The 19,713-nt window shown below is 69.8% G+C and carries 10 protein-coding genes and 1 pseudogene; 4 read left to right on the top strand and 7 right to left on the bottom strand.

Annotated features, from left to right (window positions below; translation table 11 throughout):
- Positions 1–485: 485 nt before the first annotated feature.
- On the bottom strand, positions 486–1,232 hold the full coding sequence (locus OHA72_RS22555; protein ID WP_327009762.1) for an integrase core domain-containing protein: 747 nt from the start codon (positions 1,230–1,232) through the stop codon (positions 486–488).
- A gap of 603 nt (positions 1,233–1,835) precedes the next feature.
- A complete protein-coding gene (locus OHA72_RS22560) occupies positions 1,836–6,236 on the bottom strand; it encodes a HEAT repeat domain-containing protein (RefSeq protein WP_327009763.1) in 4,401 nt (1,466 codons plus the stop codon).
- A gap of 189 nt (positions 6,237–6,425) precedes the next feature.
- Between OHA72_RS22560 and OHA72_RS22565 the strand changes: the two genes are divergently transcribed.
- Positions 6,426–6,626, top strand: coding sequence for a hypothetical protein (locus OHA72_RS22565; RefSeq protein ID WP_327009764.1), 201 nt, complete (start codon positions 6,426–6,428; stop codon positions 6,624–6,626).
- A gap of 275 nt (positions 6,627–6,901) precedes the next feature.
- On the opposite strand, the gene OHA72_RS22570 is transcribed toward OHA72_RS22565, so the two are convergent.
- Complete coding sequence (locus OHA72_RS22570) at positions 6,902–7,087, bottom strand: hypothetical protein (protein WP_327009765.1); 186 nt, start codon at positions 7,085–7,087, stop codon at positions 6,902–6,904.
- A gap of 228 nt (positions 7,088–7,315) precedes the next feature.
- Here OHA72_RS22570 and OHA72_RS22575 point away from each other — a divergent pair, with 228 nt between their 5' ends.
- Complete coding sequence (locus OHA72_RS22575; protein WP_327009766.1) at positions 7,316–7,576, top strand: hypothetical protein; 261 nt, start codon at positions 7,316–7,318, stop codon at positions 7,574–7,576.
- Here the strand turns inward: OHA72_RS22575 and OHA72_RS22580 are convergent.
- The 3 genes and pseudogenes from OHA72_RS22580 to OHA72_RS22590 form a co-directional block, all read right to left on the bottom strand.
- The gene (locus OHA72_RS22580) at positions 7,524–8,273 is read right to left on the bottom strand and encodes a transposase (RefSeq protein ID WP_327009767.1); all 750 of its coding nucleotides are present in this window, start codon (positions 8,271–8,273) and stop codon (positions 7,524–7,526) included. The genes OHA72_RS22575 and OHA72_RS22580 overlap by 53 nt on opposite strands.
- 112 nt (positions 8,274–8,385) lie before the next feature.
- Positions 8,386–8,589: pseudogene (locus OHA72_RS64790) on the bottom strand (transposase family protein); the annotation flags it as partial.
- 400 nt (positions 8,590–8,989) lie between these two features.
- Complete coding sequence (locus tag OHA72_RS22590) at positions 8,990–9,643, bottom strand: methyltransferase domain-containing protein (RefSeq protein WP_327009768.1); 654 nt, start codon at positions 9,641–9,643, stop codon at positions 8,990–8,992.
- Positions 9,644–9,859: 216 nt separating this feature from the next.
- On the opposite strand from OHA72_RS22590, the gene OHA72_RS22595 reads away from it, so the two are divergent.
- On the top strand, positions 9,860–13,582 hold the full coding sequence (locus OHA72_RS22595; RefSeq protein WP_327009769.1) for an nSTAND1 domain-containing NTPase: 3,723 nt from the start codon (positions 9,860–9,862) through the stop codon (positions 13,580–13,582).
- 161 nt (positions 13,583–13,743) lie between these two features.
- On the opposite strand, the gene OHA72_RS22600 is transcribed toward OHA72_RS22595, so the two are convergent.
- A complete protein-coding gene (locus OHA72_RS22600) occupies positions 13,744–19,035 on the bottom strand; it encodes a PDDEXK-like endonuclease domain-containing protein (protein WP_327009770.1) in 5,292 nt (1,763 codons plus the stop codon).
- Between the two features lie 370 nt (positions 19,036–19,405).
- On the opposite strand from OHA72_RS22600, the gene OHA72_RS22605 reads away from it, so the two are divergent.
- Complete coding sequence (locus OHA72_RS22605) at positions 19,406–19,627, top strand: ribbon-helix-helix protein, CopG family (protein WP_327009771.1); 222 nt, start codon at positions 19,406–19,408, stop codon at positions 19,625–19,627.
- The last annotated feature ends 86 nt before the right edge of the window (positions 19,628–19,713 follow it).

Here is a 19,713-nt window from a genome sequence, read left to right on the forward strand (position 1 = left end):
GTTCGGGATCCGGTGATTGGGTTGTTCGGGTTCCGGCTGGAGCTTGGTCGTGATCTTGTGGGGTCGCGGATGCAGGCCCGGCGGGGCGGGTTCGTCACGGAGCAGGCGGCGCTGGCTGAGTATCGACGGTTGTGTCGGCAGCGTGACGCGCGACGGCCTCGGTTGCGGCCGTCCGCTCCCTCGACGTCGAACTCGGCGTCGCCAACGCCAACTGGAGGGCACTGGGGCTGCCAGTGCTGCACAACAAGGAGGGTCACGCCCGTCAGGTTGCGGCGTACTTGCAGGTGCACCGTCCACAGCTGCGCGACCGGGTCCGCGATGCCTTCTCGCCCGTCTTCCGGACAGGCCAGTCGCTGCAGGACTATCTCCGGCTTCAGCACCTGCCCGGCCTCGTCGCAGATGACACCTGGCTCGATCGCTACTGGGAGGTGCCGGAGGACATCCTCAACCGGCATTGTGCTTGCCGAAAACCTCATCCGGGCAGTTCAAGCGGCATGTTCGTACTCGTGGAGGATGCCGCCAAGTCGATCGTGTCGTCGGACGCGGAGCCTGGCTATCTGGTCCGGATCAGCGATCGGTGTGGGCAGTGGGCGCAGCGGTCGGGCGTTGGCGAGGCCCTGATGCGGACGATGTTCGTTGTAGAAGTGTTCGAATTCGCGCAGCGCGTGCAGGAGATGTCGCTGGTTCCAGATCAGCGTCCGGTCCAGCAGTTCGTGGCGGCAGGTCCGCACCCAGCGTTCCATGATCGAGTTCATGCGGGGTGTCTGGATGCCGCTGAGCACGACCTTGATACCCGCGTCGGCGAGCACGGCGTCGAACAGTTCGGGGAACTTGCCGTCCCGGTCGCGGATCAAATGTCTGGCGTTGGATCCGGCGTCCTCGAGGTCCATAACGAGGTTTCGCGCGACCTGGGCCACCCAGGAGGCGGTCGGATGCGCGGTGGCGCCGAGGACCCGGATCTGGCGGCTGGCGTGCTCGATCACGGCGAGGACGTACATTCGTGTCCCGCTCAACGTGATCGTTTCGAGGAAGTCGCATGCCAGCAGGGCGTCGGCCTGTGAGCGCAGGAAGTCCGCCCAGGTGCTGGCGGATCGTTCGGGTGCCGGATCGATCCCGGCCTGGTGGAGGATCTCCCAGACTGTGGACGCGGCGACCTTGACTCCCAGTACGAGCAGTTCACCGTGTAGACGTCGGTAGCCCCAACTGGGGTTTTCCCTTGCCAGGCGGAGCACCAGGATGCGGATTGACGTAGCGTGCGCGGCCGGCCGGGGCGCTTGGGTCGGGAGGCGGCCGCGTGGCGACGGGCGACGAGATCGCGGTGCCAGCGCAGGACAGTGTCGGGACGGACGAGTAACCGCAGCCTGTGGAGCACATCCAGTGGCAGTCGGTGCAGCAACGCTGCCAGGAACGCTCGATCGGTAGGGTCGAACCGCACCTTCTCGTTGCCCAGTTGGCGTTCCAGCACCATGAGCTGGTGGCGTAGGGCGAGGATTTCGGCGTCCTTGTCCCGGTCGCTCATCGGCAGCAATCGCAGGATCGTGAGGGCGTTCGTCACACCGAGGTACGCCAGTCGTAGCCACACGACGGGCCATCATCCCGCAGTTATCGTCGGCCATGCGTGCGGACGGCCGCACCGCACGGGTCAAGATCCCTAATGGCCCGGTATTGGCTCTGACCAGGGTGGATGACGTTTTCGGCAAGCACAGGGCCGCGAACACCGGGCGGCGTTGACCAGCCTATGACCAGCACGGATGATTTCCCGGCACCCGCAGTGTCCGGTCCGAGGGGGGAACTCCACCCAAAACCACATCGCGAGAGCGAAGTTTGTCACGCAGCTATTTGCGCGATCGCCTGTACGCCGCCTGCCGCAGGCCCTCGTCGGGATCGGTGGTGGCCCGGTCACGCAGCAACGGCAGGGTGCCCTCGTCCTGCGCCCAGCCGGCCGCGATCGCCTGCACCGCCGCCTGCCGCACGGCCTCGTCGGGATCGGTGGTGGCCCGGTCGCACAGCCACGGCAGGGTGCCCGGGTCGTCGGCCCAGCCGGCCGCGATCGCCTCCACCGCCGCCTGCCGCACGGCCCTGTGGTCGTCGGTGGTGGCCCGGTCACGCAGCCATGGCAGGGTGCCCGGGTCGTCGGCCCAGCCGGCCGCGATCGCCTGCACCGCCGCCCACCGCACGGCCCCATGGTCGTCGGTGATGGCCCGGTCACGCAGCCATGGCAGGGTGCCTTCGTCCTGCGCCCAGCCGGCCGCGATCGCCTGCACCGCCGCCTGCCGCACGGCCCAGTGGTCGTCGGTGGTGGCCCGGTCACGCAGCCATGGCAGGGTGCCCGGGTCGTCGGCCCAGCCGGCCGCGATCGCCTGCACCGCCGCCCGCCGCACGGCCCAGTGGTCGTCGGTGGTGGCCCGGTCACGCAGCCATGGCAGGGTGCCCGGGTCGTCGGCCCAGCCGGCCGCGATCGCCTGCACCGCCGCCTGCCGCACGGCCTCGTCGGGATCGGTGGTGGCCCGGTCGCACAGCCATGGCAGGGTGCCCGGGTCGTCGGCCCAGCCGGCCGCGATCGCCCGCACCGCCGCCTGCCGCACGGCCTCGTCGGGATCGGTGGTGGCCCGGTCGCACAGCCATGGCAGGGTGCCCGGGTCGTCGGCCCAGCCGGCCGCGATCGCCCGCACCGCCGCCTGCCGCACGGCCTCGTCGGGATCGGTGGTGGCCCGGTCACGCAGCCATGGCAGGGTGCCTTCGTCCTGCGCCCAGCCGGCCGCGATCGCCTGCACCGCCGCCTGCCGCACGGCCTCGTCGGGATCGGTGGTGGCCCGGTCACGCAGCCATGGCAGGGTGCCTTCGTCCTGCGCCCAGCCGGCCGCGATCGCCTGCACCGCCGCCTGCCGCACGGCCTCGCCGGGATCGGTGGTGGCCCGGTCACGCAGCCATGGCAGGGTGCCCGGGACGTCGGCCCAGCCGGCCGCGATCGCCCGCACCGCCGCCTGCCGCACGGCCCTGTGGTCGTCGGTGGTGGCCCGGGCACCCTGCCATGGCAGGGTGCCCGGGTCGTCGGCCCAGCCGGCCGCGATCGCCCGCACCGCCGCCCACCGCACGGCCTCGCCGGGATCGGTGGTGGCCCGGTCACGCAGCCATGGCAGGGTGCCCTCGTCCTGCGCCCAGCCGGCCGCGATCGCCCGCACCGCCGCCTGCCGCACGGCCTCGCCGGGACCGGTGGTGGCCCGGTCACGCAGCCACGGCAGGGTGCCCTCGTCCTGCGCCCAGCCGGCCGCGATCGCCTCCACCGCCGCCCGCCGCACGGCCCAGTGGTCGTCGGTGGTGGCCCGGTCGCACAGCCACGGCAGGGTGCCCGGGTCGTCGGCCCAGCCGGCCGCGATCGCCTCCACCGCCGCCTGCCGCACGGCCTCGCCGGGATCGGTGGTGGCCCGGTCACGTAGCCATGGCAGGGTGCCCTCGTCCTGCGCCCAGCCGGCCGCGATCGCCTCCACCGCTGCCTGCCGCACGGCCTCGCCGGGATCGGTGGTGGCCCGGTCACGCAGCCACGGCAGGGTGCCCGGGTCGTCGGCCCAGCCGGCCGCGATCGCCTCCACCGCCGCCTGCCGCACGGCCCAGTGGTCGTCGGTGGTGGCCCGGTCACGCAGCCACGGCAGGGTGCCCGGGTCGTCGGCCCAGCCGGCCGCGATCGCCTCCACCGCCGCCTGCCGCACGGCCCAGTGGTCGTCGGTGGTGGCCCGGTCGCACAGCCACGGCAGGGTGCCCGGGTCGTCGGCCCAGCCGGCCGCGATCGCCTCCACCGCCGTCCGCCGCACGGCCTCGCCGGGATCGGTGGTGGCCCGGTCACGCAGCCACGGCAGGGTGCCCGGGTCGTCGGCCCAGCCCGCCGCGATCGCCCGCACCGCCGCCTCTCGGGTAGCCCAGTTGGGGTCTGTGGCGTTGCGGCGAAGGGTACCGAGGTCATCGCTGGTGAGCGTCGTGTGGATGGTTGCGGCGGTCCTGGCTGTGGTGTACGGAGGGATGCTGGCAAGCCGTTGGCTGGAGCGGTGGTACCAGTTCTGGTAGAGGACGGCGGCGGGCCAGGTCGGGCTGAAGACCCCGGCCAGGTGCGGGGTCAGCCGGTCGACCGCATCGGACAGCTCCTGGTCGTGGCGTTGCTCACGGGTGGCGGTTTCCTCCAACAGGGTCGTCAAGGCTCGGGTCAGGGCGTGCGCGTGGGGTGCCAGGGTCGCGGTCTTTCGGATCTCGGTGCTGGCCTGCAAGGCGAGCAGCAGGTGCCGAGGGACGTAGGGCCGTAGCCGCCAGTAGGGGTCCGCGGCCAGCAGTCGGGTGATGGCCTGTACGGCGAGTCGGTCAGGGATCATGCCGGTGAGCAGGAGCAGCACCTCGGCCCAGGCCGGGTCGTGCCAGTGCTGCTCGTAGACGGCCAACACCTGATCGGGGGTGAGGTCGAAGTCGGTCAGGCGGCGGGTCAGGTCACCGGCGGCCAGGTACTCCAGGAATGCCCGGTGGACGAACCCGTACACCTCGGAGCCGAACCGGGCCAGAATGAAGTTGCGTTCCCGGAACTGGGCAAGCATCGCCCGGGCCGCAGGGATGGACCTTTCCGCCGGCAGGCCGAAGCGTTGTTCCAGGTAGCCGCGGAACCAGTCGACCAGGTTCGGTCCGGGAACATGGTTACCGGCCAGCCCTTTCGGGGCGTCCTGCATGTGCCGGGCCACCAACTGCAACAGCTCAAGCTTGTCCTGCGCGTCGAGCAGATCGACGTTGATCCGCTCATCCCGCAGGTGCCGGTTGACGTCCCAGCGTTCGACCAGCACGTTGACCGCGTGCTCGTACACGCTGCGCCGGTCCCGGGGCAGCTCCTGACGCCGACCGATGATCGCCAGAATCGTCAGCAGCATCGGGTTACCGGCCAACTCGCCCACCGCGGCCGAGGCGCCGACCGCCGCCAGCAGCCGGTCCCGTAGCCGCCCCGCCTGGACCGGGTCATCCGGGCAGGACCTGTCGTACCAGCCGGTGGTGAAGGCGCGGATCTGGTCGTCGTCGAGGTCCTGCAGCATCCAATGCCCGAACCCAGCACCGTCCAGCATCTGCCGCCGGTAGCCGATCACCCGGGAGGTGACCACGACCCGGACCCGCGGATAGCGGGCGGCGAACCCTTCGATCTGGGCGGTCACCTCTGCCCGGACCCGAGGATCGAACACCTCGTCCAGCCCGTCGAAGATCACCACGGCCGCGCCGCCGTCGTCCAGGAACGGCTCCAACACCGACCGAGGCAACCCAACGTCCTCGGTGCCGTGCAGATGATCGATCAAATCCAGGAACGTCACCTCACGCCCGGCACGCCACCGCGACTCGGCATACGTGCGCAATTCCACCAGCAGCGGCAGACACCCGCGTAACCCCACCGGCACCCGCCCACCCGGACCCGGCCCACCGAACGAGTCCACCGGATCTCCCGTACCGTCCACCGGCGCGTGCGCACCCGCCAGAGCCAGCAGCAGGTACCGGGCCAAGGTCGACTTTCCCGCCCCCGGATCCCCCAGCAGCACCAGCTTGCGACCAGCAGGCTCCGCGATCACCTCCAACACCGGCCGGCAGGGCCGGTCACGGTACGCGCGCAGCACCGCCTCCAGCTTCTCCCGATCAACCTGCTCAGGAAGATGAGCGTCGTCGCCCAGCCCGACATCCACCAGCCGCTGCCACACCTCCCGCGGCACCTCCACCGGCGGCGGATCCGCGCGCACCCGCTGCGCCACGAACACCTGCTCCAACAGCATCACCGGATGCTCGCCCTGATCGGTCAACGGCGTCAGGATCTCCAGATCCACCCGCTGGTACCGCTCCCGCAACCGCGACAGATACCGGTCCCGGACCGCCACGAACTGCGCCGACGGCCCCCCACCCGTCTCCCGATCGAACAACACCCGCAACGGCCCTGCCTGGTCGAGATCGAACCGACCCGCCTCGGCCATCCGCTGATGCGCCGCACGGCCACCATGCATCCGGTGGTACGACTCGCAGGCCCGCACCACCGCCGCGATCGTCGCCCACTTCGGCTTCCGCGGCCCAGCGACCGGGCCGGTCAGCAACTCATGCACCGTCGTCCGGCTGACATCCTTCTTCCCGTGCTCGTCAGCGGGCACGTGCGCCGTCAGGGCGTCTAGGCCCGGGTCGCCGACATCGACGACCAGCCGGTTGACAGCGCCGCGCGTCAGCGGAATCGGATCACGAGCCACACCCATCACACTCCACCCACCGTCACCACAGGCAACCGAAGCGTACCCATGCACGGACCGGACCGGACCGGACCGGACCGGACCGGACCGGACCAGTCTGGTCCGGACCGGACCGGACCGGACCAGGCATCCGGTATCCGGTCCCGTCGCCCGAACCGAACCGGACCCCACCCACCAAACGCTGGTCGTATGAACCTCTTCCACCGCACCCCGCCCCCGACGACGACCCCCGACACTCCGCCGAGCCAGCACCACAACCCCACCCCGGAACCCCGCCGGCTCGCCCGCCGCGCCCTGCAGGTCATCACCTACGGCCTCCTCACCGGCGCGGCCACCACCGCAGGCAAGGCCGCCATGGACACAATGATCTGGCTGATCCACCACCACTGACCCTCGGTCACATCGCGCGGCGACTCTCGAGTCCGGATCCCGGATAGTGCTCCGACCTCCTGGTCATCACGCCGGAGATCACCAGCAACGACAAGGGCCACGTCCGATTCGGGCGTGGCCCTCACGCCGTTCTGTCGACCCCGTCGAGCTGCAGACCGGGACCAGCGACCTGGCCAGCGCGCCCCCGCGCCGCCCGGGTCGCCGAGCTGAAGCTGAATTCTGACACGCTCGACGGCTTCCAGCCCACGCAGGACGACGCCCGCCAACTCCTCCGCTCAGTGCCGGGCAACCCTCGCGGTGCTCGACGACCGGCACTTGCTCTCGTCGGACAGCGGTACGCGGTGCAGCTGCTCGACGTAGCGGGCGTGCACCGCCTCCAACTCGGCCGGCAGCGTCGCCGGCGCACGGCCACGCCGCGGCGCAGCGAGCTCCTGCGCAACGACGTCGCTGACACCCTCCACGTTCTCAGAAGTAGTTCCGGGGCCCTAGAGAGCGTCAATCACCGCATTCTCGGAAGCAACCTCAGCATCGGGCTTCCGAGAATGGATGTTCTCGGAAGTACGGGGATCGAGTTCCACAACCGGCTAACGCGGACGCCGCCCGGCCTGAAGCTGCCGCAGACCCGCGCGGACGCCCCGAAAGTTGTGATGACTCGGCGCCCATGGAAGCCGGCGGCCGGGTGCGAGTACGTGCGGCAGCTGAAGATCTGGGCCGGCGACCCGCCGGTGCGCGAGCTGGCCAAGCGGCTCGGCGTCGCGCCGAGCACGTTGAGCGACCTGCTCCGCAAGACCGACAAGCTGCCCAACTTCGAGTCGCTCTGCGACTTCCTGACCGGCTGCGGCGTCACCGACGCCAACGTTGTGCGGGAGTGGCTGTTCGCCTGGCGCAGGATCAAGCTCAACGACTACCGGGCACCGCGACAGTTGCGGCAGCGGCGCAGGTCCGTCTGAGCATCTCCACGGAGGTGGCCCCATCAGATTCCTGGCGGGCCACCTCGATCTCACCGATACTGCAGTTCACACGGCATGTGGTGCGGCTCAACCTTCGGCTTGTTCGAGTTGCGGGTCCCCGGCCGGGCGCCGCGAGGGTACGGCTGCCGCCGGCCTCGGACCGGCGGTGCCAGGCCGGCGGCCGCGCCGCGGGCCCGGCGTCCGGGCCGGGGCGTCGGACCGGGTCCGCGCGGCCGTGATGATCGCAACGGTGTTCTCGGTGCGGTCCCGGTTGGCGATCACCCAGCAGCCCACAGCTGCCAGGGACAAGCAGCGCGATGCCGAGCAGGACCAGGGCCGGCACGCCGGCGGCCGCCGCGGCGGCGAGGACACCGCCGAGGCCGCCCGCGGCGAGGTCGGACCAGGGACACGAACCCCACGCACGTACAAGCGGCGCGCTCTCTCCAGGGTGGGCGTGGGCGACCTGCGCGTGGAGCGCGTCGGCGACGAACACCACGTTGTCGAGGCTGCCCAGCCGGGCGGCGACCTGTTCCAGCAGCGGTGTGAACGCCGGGATTTCGTTGGACTTCGCCGGGATCTGGACCTGGGCCAGGACCACGCCGTCGGTGGTGTCGTAGGCGGACAGTTGGTGGACCTGCCGGCCGTCGGGCAGCCGGGCGCCGCGTTGGACCTTGCCGTCGATGGCGACGACCCGCATGAGGGATCGCTGTGATGGCTGGGTCGGGCTGGAGTGCCAGCAGGCGGGAGCGCAGCCAGTCGGTCAGCACAGCCTGCAACGTCTGGGCGTCGACGCGGACCAGCAGCCGCCAGAGTGTGCTCAGCACCGGGACCCGGTCGGTGAACCCGAGCCGGCGGCCGGCAGCCGGGTCGAGGTCGTCGGCCCAGTCGGTGATCGCGGCGAACGTGACCGCACCGGCCAGGACCGCGCACACGGCCACCGCGAGCAGGCTGGCCAGGGAGTAGCGGATACCGCGCCGATCGCGGGGATCCGGCACTCGCGCCAAGGCTGCCAGCAGGCCGCACGGCCCGTCGGCGCGAGGCGCCGTCATGAGGCTGGTGGAGGTGGGTGCGTGCTGGCGGATCACGTCGATCAGCAATGATGGCATCAGCGGGTGCGGTCCTTCGTCGGTGTCATGTTGTCTCAGCAACTCCATGATCACCGATGGATCGCACCCGTCTCGCATCACCCCGACCCCAGCCACGGACGCCGACATCCGCCCAGGTCAAACGCTCGTCAATCGACTACGCAAAGACCCTGCCCCGACGGTGCCCTCTCGAACCGGACGATAGAAGCCTCAAGAACCTCTATCTTTCCAGCTCGCGGGGGCATCGTCGCGTCCGGCCTGCCACAGCCACATCAATTTCATCGGTGGATCAGGGCTTAGTGATCCTTCTTGTAAGGCCGCCTTCCGGTTAGCAGAAAGCAAACATCCGCATGCCTGGGGCAGCTGGGGGTATTTCCGCTGGATGGATGGAGAGTTGATGCATGCCTACCCTGTTCCTCGACCCGGCAGGGCTAGTGAAGGACAGTTCCGCGAAGCCGTGTTCGTCGAAGTATGTCCGCACCTCGAGGCTTGGGTCGTCGCCGTTTTCGAGGAGGCCGCGGTTCCAGATTACGATGCCGCCCGGAGCTAGGAGTGCCGGCAGAGTCGCGATGGTTCGCTGAATGTCTTCGGATGAGATGTTGCCAAAGACGCCGCATGCGATGATCACATGGGCCGGTCCAGCACCAAGGTACACGTCGATTTTCCCCGCGTCGGCAGTCGCTACCTCGACTCCCTGCAGTCCGAGGTCGGCGGCCGTTGCGCGGGCGCGCTGCGACAGAGTCGGGTCGAGTTCGACTAGCAACGCCCGTACACTACGGCCGCTGTCGTGTTTGGCTAGCACGGGCAGCACATCGCGCCCCTCTCCGGAGCAGATACTGATCAAGCGGCGGGTGCCGTCGGGGCCGTAAGGGGCGTCGTCCAAAGCTCGACATAGGTTGTGTTGGACAATTTCCAGCCTCTTCGCCAACCACGAGTTCGGGTTGTCGTAGTCCTGGTGCCACTGGACCCAGTCTTTGGTCATGGATGCCCTTTCAGGGAGTTGTGGGTTCTCACGCCGGAGCGCCCGCCCTTCTGGGTAACGGACTCCGGGGCCGTGCCGTGGTGTGGCCGGCGCATCGAGGGTCGCAACGGCGACGGGTCCTGACCAGGTCTTGGGTCATCATCCGGACGGATCCGTACAGGGTCCTGTATCGGACGTACTTGGCCGTACTGCGCCGGACGCCGCTAGAAATAGGTCATGACCGATGTACGTCCGGGGATGATCACGTCGCGCGCGGACTTCGCCCGGGAGTTGTCGTCGCTGCGCGATGCTGCCGGGCTGACCGTGCGGCAGCTGGCCGCCAGGGTCGCGGTGGTCGGCGGGCATAGCACGATCGGCGATTGGTTCGCCGGCCGGGCCATGCCGTCGACGTCGTCCCGGCTGATGTTCGTCGACGTCTTGCGGGCGTGCGGGGTCACCGACGACGAGGAGATCGAACGCTGGATGGCCGCGTGGCGGTCGGTGCGGCGGCCTTCCGGTCGCCGTGCCGCCGGTCCCGAGCCCTACCGCGGTCTGTCGTCGTTCCAGCCCAGCGATGCCGAGTGGTTTTTCGGACGCGACGAGCAGGTCGCCGCCCTCGTCGAAAGCATGGCGGCACTCGACCGGGCGGGCGGCGGCCTGCAGTTGGTGGTGGGAGCGTCCGGCTCCGGCAAGTCGTCGTTGCTGCGAGCCGGCCTGATTCCGGCCCTAGGTGGTCGGCCGGTAGCGCTGACCGTCCCAGGCGAGGCGCCGGTGGCCGGCCTGCGCAGCCAGGTCGGCCCGGACGCCAAGGTCATCATTGTCGACCAGATGGAGCAGGTCTTCGCCGCCGTGCCGGACGAGCAACGCACCTTCGTCGACGAGCTTTGCGCCCGGGCAACCGGCGGCGCCTTGGTCGTGCTCGGGGTTCGGGCAGATTTCTACCCGCAGCTCTTGGCTCACCCCCAGCTGCTCGCGGCGACGGGCGACCGTCAGCTGACCGTCGGCCCGATGACCGAGGCGCAGCTGCGCGAGGTGATCACCGCCCCCGCTCGCAGGGCCGGCGTGGAGCTCGATGACGGCCTGGTGGAGCTGCTGATGCGCGACATCGCCCCGGGCCAGGCCGAGGCGGCCGGGCCTTCCGGCGGCAACGTGCTGCCGCTGCTGTCACACGCCCTGTACCAGACGTGGGAGAACTCGCCGAACGGCCGGATGACGATCGAGGCCTATCGGAACGCAGGCGGTGTCGGCGGCGGCGTCGCGGCGAGCGCCGACCGGGCCTACGGCGGCCTGACCGGACACCGGCGCGAGGTCGCGCGTCGGCTGTTCCTACGGCTGGTGCACGTCGGCACGGATGCCGCAGACACGCGCCGCCGCATCGGCGGCGAAGAACTGCTCGCGTCGTTTCCGGCCAGGGACCGCGCCGATCTGCAGCAGGTACTGGACGCCTTTGTCGACCAGCGGCTGATCACCGTCGACCTCGTGGCCGTCGAAATCACGCACGACGCGCTCCTGTACGCATGGCCGATGCTGCGGTCGTGGATCGACGAGGACCGCGCTGGCCTGGTCGTCGGCCAGCAACTGGCCGTGGCCGCCGGCCAATGGCGCGACGACGACCGGGACCGGGCCGCCCTCTACCAGGGCGGGCGGCTCGCCACGGCCCAGGAGTGGCACCGAGCGCACGCCGCTGAGGCGTCACCGCTGGTCACCGAGTTCCTGACGGCCAGCACCGGCCATGCGCACCGGCGCACCCGTCGCCTCTACGGCGTCGGCGCCGCGCTGGTGGCCTTGCTGGTCACGGCCGTCGCGGCCGCCGGATACGGGTTCAGCCAGCGGCAGTCGGCCATCGCCGAACGCGACCGGGCGATCTCCCGGCTCGTCGCCGGGCAGGCGCAGCGGCTGCGCGACTCCGACCCGGCGCTGGCCAAGCAGCTCAGTCTCGCCGCGTACCGGATCTCGCCGACAGTGGAGGCCCGCTCCAGCCTGCTCGACGCCCCGGTCGAGCCCACGGTGACCAGGTTGCTCGGCTCCCTGCGCGCCCTGCAGGCCGCCCAGTACAGCCCGGACCGCACGCTGCTGGCCGCCACCGGGCTGGACGGCGTGATCCGGCTCTGGAACGCCGCCGACCCGAGCCGCGCGCCCGTTGCCCGGGCGACGGTGCCCGCGTCCGCGCAGCCGCTGTTCGCGCTGGCGTTCAGCCCCGACGGCCGCATCCTCGCCGCAGCCGGCGCCGACGCCACGATCACACTGTGGGACCTGCTCGACCCCCACCGGCCGGTCCGGATCGGTGCCCCGCTGACCGGGCCAGCGTCGACCGTGTACGCGCTCGCCTTCGACCCGGCGGGCGAACATCTCGTCGCGGGCAGCCACGACACCCGCATCTGGCGCTGGGAGATCAAGGACCCGCACCGCCCGCGACCTCTGCCCCCGCTGACGCCTAGCGTGGGCGAGGTGCACGCCCTGGCCTACGACTCCGGCGGCAGCGTGCTCGCCGCCGGAGGCAACGCCGGCGGCGTCATGCTGTACCGCGCCGACGCGCAAACACCGGCCGGGCCGGCCGTCCACGCCGCCGACGGAACGGTGTTCGCTTTGGCGTTCGCCGCCGACGGGGCCACCCTGGCCAGCGGCGGCAGCGACGCCCGCGTCCGGCTATGGGACGTGCGCGATCCCGCCCTGCCCAGCCCGCAGGGCAACCCGCTGACCGGCCCGAACTCGTGGATCAACAGCGTCGCCTTCAGCCCGGACGGCACCAGCGTCGCCGCCGGCAGCTCCGACAAGACCGTCACAGTGTGGGACACCGCCACCGCGGCCACCGCCCTGACCCTGCCCCACCCGACTCCCGTCACCGCGGTCAGCTACCGCGACCAGGACACGCTGCTCACCGCCGGCACCGACGGCATCCTGCGGCTGTGGGCGGTGCCCGGTCCCGTCGCCAGCGGCACCGATCCGATCTTCAATACCGGGTTCAGCGACGACGGCCGCACCCTCGTCACCGCCGGCCGCGGCGGCACCCTGCAGCTGTGGAACCTCACAGCGCCGCGAGGCCCCCGGCGTGCGGGGTCCCCGATCCGTGCCCCAGCAGGTACACCCGCCTACTCGGCCGTCGTGGCGATCGACCGCCTGGGCAGCACCCTCGCCGTCGGCACCCGCAGCGGCTCGGTACACCTGTGGAACGTCGCCGAACCAGCCCGGCCGGTGGCCGGACGGCTCCTGCGCGGGCCGACGGCGCTCGTCGAGTCCGTCGCCTTCAGCCCGGACGGGCAACTGCTCGCAGCGGGCGGCGACGACGGCAAGGTGTACCTATGGGACCGCGCAGCCTCGACGGACGCCCCCATCGCCGTACTGAACGCCTCGGGCCAGGTTATGGCCATCGCGTTCAGCCGCGCCGGCCATCTCCTGGCCTCTGCCGATACTGACGGCAATGCCCGCGTGTGGAACCTCACCGACGCCCGCCACCCGATCGAATTCGGTCCGGCCCTCGGCGGGTTCGACGGCTACGTCTACAGCGTCGCCTTCACCCCGGATGGGCGGACCCTCGCGGTCGGCAGCGCCGACACTACGATCCGTTTCTGGGACCTGTCCGTCGACGGCCACCCTCGGCCGGTGGGAGGAGTGCTCCGTGGCCCGACCAGCTACGTGTACTGGCTGACTTACAGCCCGGACGGCCGGCATCTCGCCGCCGCAGTGGGCGACGGCACGCTGTGGCTGTGGCAGACCGGGCCGCACGGCGACCCGACGCCCTACGCCGCGCTCACCCGCCCGCGGGCCGGGCTGTATACGGTCGCCTACGCTCCCGATGGCCGCGTGCTGGCGGCGGCGGGCGCGGACGGGGTCGTGCGCCTGTGGGACCCCGATCCGGACCGGGTGGCCTCCTGGATCTGTGCCACTGCGGGTACCCCGATCACCCCGGTGGAGTGGGCCCGCTACATCCCAGGCGCCGCGTATCGATCGCTGTGCCCGTAAGGCCAACCCTGTCGGGCATTTCCTGGCCTCCAACCCTTCTGGACGCAGGGGCGGCGCACGGTGGTACGCCTCGACGGTCAAGGTGGTTGCCGAGTTGCAGGAAGCTGGTGCAGAAGCGGACCAGGTGCAGTTCCTCAACGAACGGTTCCCGGAGATGTTCACTAGCCCGATCGCCCACCCGCACCCGGCCTGCCGGTGAACCGCAGCAGGCGTGTCACGCTTTGGAAACGCCGAGTCGCCTCGCTGGTCGAGGGGAAATACTGCACCAGGCCGACCTGCTCCCAGCGCGAGTTTTCGACCGGAGTGTCGCGACGGTGCTTGGCCGCACTGATGATGGCCTTGGCTTCGTGCTGCTTGAGCCAACAGGTTGACTTGGCGCCGCTCGCACTGGCCCGTTCAACGACCACGTTGGCGTGGTTATGACGCGCGTCGGGCGAGTCGCTCTGGTAGTACCGTACCCAGCCGGTGACCTTGCCTTCGAACCGGACCGGGACGTCTTTGCATTGCGCATAGGCGTCGAGCGCGGCGAGTGCCTCGTATGGCCGCACCCAGGCGACGGAGCGAAACCCGGTCGGAACGGGGACCCACTGATCGTCTGCGCCCGCGTTTGCGTCGGGAGCAGCTCTTATGGCTGGCGAGGGCACAGTAGCGGGATCTGGTCGAGCAATACGCGGTGTTGCAGTGGCCGGGCGCGCGGGCGGTTTAGCAACACGCGGTGTTGCGGTCACCTGCCGTGCAGGCGCAGGAAGAAACGTAGGCGATAGCGGCGCTGCCGGTTCAGGGGCACGAGGCTTGGTCTCGACAGGCTCTGTAACGGCGGGTGTCGCGATCGCATGACCGGCAATCACTGGCGGAGATTCCTGGCTTGAGACAGCTGGCAGCGGGTCCGGGTCGACGATGCCCGGCCAGGCGCTGCTCTGGCGCTCGTGGTCGACCGTTGCCGCGTCATCGGCTACGAGGTCCGGGGGCGTGGCGGAGAACCGTTCGCCTTCCTCTGACGACTCGCCGTCGGCGAGGTCCTCGGGGATCCACCCTGACGGGTGGATCTCTAGCTCGCGCATGGTGCTCCAGAGCTCGTCCAGCGCGGCGGCCTGGTCCACGTAGAAGGCCGACTCCCGGATGCGGAAGAACCGCCAGCCACATCGTTCGAGGTCGCGTTGGCGGGCCAGGTCCCCCTCGTACGCCTCGGGTCCGTGCCAGGTGTCGCCGTCACATTCGATGGCGAGGCGGGTCCTGGCGCCGATGACGACGAGATCGATCTTGTACGGCTCGACGGGGTACTGCGGGATGATTGTGTAGCCGCGGTCGTACAGGCGGTTGTAGACGCGTTGCTCAAACAGGGAGTCGAACGGCTTGACCCGTCGGTCGTCAGGCACGGCAGCTCCAAGACCGCCCTCCGTGCTGCTGCCGGCCCGATTGATCACGCCGTAGCAGTAGTCGAGAAGCTGGAAGCGCATGTCGTCGGGGTTGGCGACGTCGGACAGCGCGATTGAATGGAACAGCCACATTTGGTCCTTGGCGCGCGACGCCGCGACGTTGTACCGCTGTACGTACTGGTCGCGGGTCAACGCACCGAGGCGCTTGCCGGGTTCGACTGCGGCGACCATGGATAGGAACATGATGTCCCGCTCCGAGCCCTGGAAGTTCGCCGAGTCGCCGCAGCGCAGCTGTCGGCTCGCCCATTCGGCCGGTGGGATCCGTTCGAGCAGTTTCTTCTCGATGGCGGTGGCTTGGGCGGTGCCGAGCAGGGAGATGACGCCGAAGGTCAGGCCGTCGTAGCGCGGGTCGGCAAGGCACTTCTCGATCTGGTCGACGATCGCGTCGACCTCCGCAGGATTGACCTTGTACGTGGTACCGCGGGTGTAGCCGTCGGGGACGAAGACCGCTTTGATGGGCTCGAGGCGGTCGGCGCCGTACTGGCGCACCGGGATGAGCCGGATACCGTCGGGTTCGTAGGCGATGCGGTTTGAGAACCCGATGATCTCCGGCACGCACCGGCGGTGTTCGGTGAGCGTCAGCAGGCCGCTGAAGCGCATTTTGGCCTCGTCGAAGAGGCTGCGTTGCGGGTCCTGCCAGGATGCGCGGTAGGGGTCGTCGTGGAGATACTGGCCGGCGAGATCCCTCAGCTGCTGCTGGTCGACGCCGACCGCGGTGGGTGAGACCTGCTTGTCGTCACCGATGACGACGATTTTGGGGGCAAGGTACTGCAAAAATGTTGCCTCCAGGCCTGCCTGTGAGGCTTCGTCGACGATGACGACGTCGAACATGTTCGGCTGGATCTGCAGCTGCTCGGCGATCCGGTAGATGGGCATGATCCACACGGGCACCGCCGGCCGGCACCGGTCCATCGCCTGACGGATTTCGGCTCGTTGCTGGACGGCGTACTTGCCCGTTCCCTTGCCGAGACGGCGTACCAGGTAGGCGTACTGCTCGAGGTTCGCGCGTGCCTGCCCGGTGAGCCGCTGCGGGGACACTGCGTGGCTCCATGCGCGCGTCGCGGCCAGCGTCTCGACCTGGTGGCGGATTTGCTCTTCCGTCAGTGCAATTTCGGCTTGGAGGACGTTGACGTCCGCCGCGTCGCGTTCCCTGAGCCAGGTGCCAGCGGCCGCCCATTCCCAGGCCTGGGCGAAGCCGGCCAACCGTTCACGCCACTGGCTGTCGGCGGCGGTCTCCGCGACTGCCTGCCGTAATGCGGGGGCGGCGCTGGTCAGGCGTGCTGCGAGTGCGTCGCGGCGCTGGGTGGTGCGGCGTACGTCGTGGAGACGTCCAAGACGCTTGTGCGCCTCCGCGTATTCGTTGTGGTCGCGTTGGCACGTCGCCAGCAGCATCCGATGGACACACGGGGCCGCGTCGGCCCGTTGCGCGGCCTTGACGAGGGTTTCCTCGATCCGCTGCAGGGGCAGCGTGGCCGCGGTCAACGCGTCCACGGCCCCCGCCGCGTCTACCAGAGCGGCGTAGGCCCGTACCGCGGTCACGTCGGTCCAGTTCGGTTGTGGTAGCTCCAACTCGGCGAGGGTTCGCTCCTCGGCTGCCAGGGCATCCGCGAGGCCGAGCACCCGGTCCAGTTGCTCAAGTTCGGTGATGTGCCACTGGAACCGCTCGTGCAGTGTGTCTTCCTTGGGGATGCCCACTGCCTCCGGCCAGGCCCTGTCGAGCGCCGCGAGAATTTTGGTAGCGTCGGCCCAGGTGATGAAGGCGTTGAGATGGTCGGGTGTGGTCGGCGGCAGGCCGTCGACGCGGACCCGCCGAAACAGGGGCTCCGCCTGTTTGAAGGCCTTGGCCGTAAAGGCGCCGAGTCTGGGCGTGCCATCCGAGGCGGTCTTGAGTTTGCCGCCGCCGGCGAGATGCTCGAGAACCCCCTTGGCCCAGCCGACGAGCGGAGCGAGGTCGCCCTCGGCGGCGACCTCGGTCAGCTGATCCAGGTGCTCAACGAGCGGTGCGGCACGGCCGATGAGATCGGCGATGTTGCGGGCACGGGCCTGCCAGACCCGCGCGCGGCCGGAGCGGACGTCGGACAGCGCGTCGCTCATCCACGCCTCGCGACGTCGTGTGAGGTCCTCTGTGATCTTGGCTAGCCCGTGCAGGCGATGCTGCAGGTCGCGGCGCACGGGGGCGTCGAGGCGGTGCACGGCGTCGAACGCCGGGTGCCTTCGGTGCGGTGAGTGCCGGTCGCGGTTGGCGAGAGCGAGCCGTTCCGCGGCGACCAGTTTCGCGAAGTCGGCCGGGTCGGCAACGGTTGCCAGGTCGAGCAGGCGCTGGTTGGACTCGGGCTCGTCCGCGGCGAGGCCGGTGTCGAGCAAATAGCCGCGCCACTCGATGATTTCGCCGTTGTGCAGCGGGATCGACGCATCCGAGGGGACCTGGGCGTACTGCTCGAGCCAGCCGAACTGGTCAGCTTCGGTCCGGTGCTGCTGGGCGACGGCGGCCAGCGTCCCGCGGTAGCCCGCGTGCTCGTAGGTGTTGACCTCGTCTTCGCGGACGCGGATCAGCTGCCGGTAGCGGTCTGCCCGGTGGCGGCGAAGCTCGTCGATAGTTCCCAGGCACGTGCGGATCGTTTCAAGCGACTGGCGGGGATCATGGTCGGCCGCGGACGCTGCGATGCGCTCGACCGCAACCTTGAGATCAGACATATCCTCGCGCGAGGTTCCGACGACGGCTACCGACAGCGGCTTGATCGCGGCAGGCAGCTTGTCACGGACCTCTTTGAGCGCGCGGTCGGTATGTGCGGTGACCAGGACCCGCTTGCCCTGAGCCAACAGGTGGGACAGCAGCGCGGCCGCGGTGTGAGTCTTACCGGTGCCTGGCGGCCCCTGCACGAGGGTCTGGGAATTGGTGTCGACCTGGCGGATGATCCGCAGCTGGGTGTCGTTGACAGGCAGCGGCAGGAAGGGATCGTCGTCGACGATGGTGAGCGCGCCGTTGACGGGTTCAGCGCCGGCCACCGTTGGGCGGTGGTCGGGATCGATGAGCGGCAGCACGCCGTCAGGGACGTGGCCGGCCTCGGTCAGCTGACGCACGATCGTCTGGAAGATCTCCACGAGTCCCTGCTGCGAGCGCTTCCGCAGGATGAGGGCGGGGGCGAAGGCGGCCACGGCGTGTGCGCCGTGGCCGGGAGCGTCGTCTCGGTCCTGGTATTCGCCTTCGGCGTCCAAGGTGTGGACGAGGCGGCGCACGAGGGAGCCAACCTCTTCGTGGTGCAGCGGGTGCGCCTCGAGGACCCGGGCCTTGTCGCGGATGTCATTAATATGGTGGGAACCAGTGAGGCCAGGATCGAGCATGTCCAGTTCAACACTGGCCGCATCGATCGACGGAACCCGTTCGACGGTGAGCCGGCCGGTGTCCTCGTGGAATGCGATGGCGACCGGCGCGGTGATGAGGTGACGTTTGACCGGCGGATGTCCGGGAGGCGTCCACGCGAGGCAGCCGATGCCGACGACGAGTTCAAGCTGCTCAGGGTTGCCGGTCGCGGTGACGTAGGTGGAGAACAGCTGGCCGTAGAGCGTGCGGATCGGCCGATCGAGCAGTTCTTGGTCGGCCCACCCCTGCCAGCGAATGCGCCACTGCTCGTACTCATCGTGGATGTCCGGCCGGTCATCGATGGAGACCTGCCGTGACGACGTGCCCCGGTCGGGATCGGTTGTGTCGGCGGTCCGCTCGACCTCGTCAACCATGGTGATGGTGTCGCGCAGCTCGGGCGCGCGGTCGGGGTCGTCCAGCGGTCCGGTCAGCCACTCACGGAGTGGTTCGTGAGGAGGCGGGGGGTCGAGCCGCGGAACCCGGTCAATGCTGAGCAGCGCGTCGTCGGGCGCTGGATCGCCGCCGCGGTGCGCCACAATGACGGCCCGGTGGTGGGGAAGGTCTCCGAGCCACAGCACCGATTGGTAGGTCTCGACAGTCCGCGGCGGCTGGTTCTTGAGTTGTTGCGCACGGCTGAGGAATTCGAACAACCGCACGGCGCGATCGACCAGTGGGCCCCGGGCGGTAATGTTCTGTGCCGGGCCTGTACCACCCACAGCATGCGCTCCCTATATGTCCGCCCCGCCGTCGCGCTCACGCCTGCGACTGGCGGGGTTGTTCCCATGGTGAACAGCTCGGCCCACCGGGCCGGTAGCTCGCCCAGCCAAGACCGCCAGGCGCCTCCGTCCGGGCTGTCCCTCCATGATCCAGCCTGCAGCAGGCCGAATGATCCACCTGATTGGACAGCATCGCCAGTCACACGCATCGAATTCGGCGACGAAGGCCTTCGCGTCGGCCAGGACTCGGACATCGAACCGTCTAGCGCCTGTTTCAGGCGGAGTGACCTCCCCGGCAGCGGACGGGCCGATGGCACTGATCAGCGTCCGGCTGCCGGTCGCGATGGTGGACGAGCTGGACAGCCTCGCGGACGTGCAGCACGCGCGACGCTCGGACGTCATCCGGGAGGCGCTGGCGTCCTACATCAGGGAGCGGACGGCGCCGGTAGGGCCCGACGACGCGCAACAAGCGCTCGAGGTACTACGGAAGGTCGTTGCCGGCCAGTTCGGCAACGACGCCGAGGCGGCGTAGTTCTGCGGCGAGGCTCTTCCGAACGCCGCGCCGCCCACGGAAGCAGTCGCCCGACCTGGCATTGACACAGGCTCCATGGGCGGTCG

Origin of the sequence: Dactylosporangium sp. NBC_01737, from assembly GCF_035963215.1 — a bacterium.
Lineage (GTDB): Bacteria > Actinomycetota > Actinomycetes > Mycobacteriales > Micromonosporaceae > Dactylosporangium.

Coding starts and splice junctions, on each gene's coding strand:
- OHA72_RS22565 (WP_327009764.1), top strand. CDS start 6,426: ATGAACCTCTTCCACCGCACCCCGCCCCCGACGACGACCCCCGACACT.
- OHA72_RS22580 (WP_327009767.1), bottom strand. CDS start 8,273: ATGCGGGTCGTCGCCATCGACGGCAAGGTCCAACGCGGCGCCCGGCTG.
- OHA72_RS22590 (WP_327009768.1), bottom strand. CDS start 9,643: ATGACCAAAGACTGGGTCCAGTGGCACCAGGACTACGACAACCCGAAC.
- OHA72_RS22595 (WP_327009769.1), top strand. CDS start 9,860: ATGACCGATGTACGTCCGGGGATGATCACGTCGCGCGCGGACTTCGCC.
- OHA72_RS22605 (WP_327009771.1), top strand. CDS start 19,406: ATGGCACTGATCAGCGTCCGGCTGCCGGTCGCGATGGTGGACGAGCTG.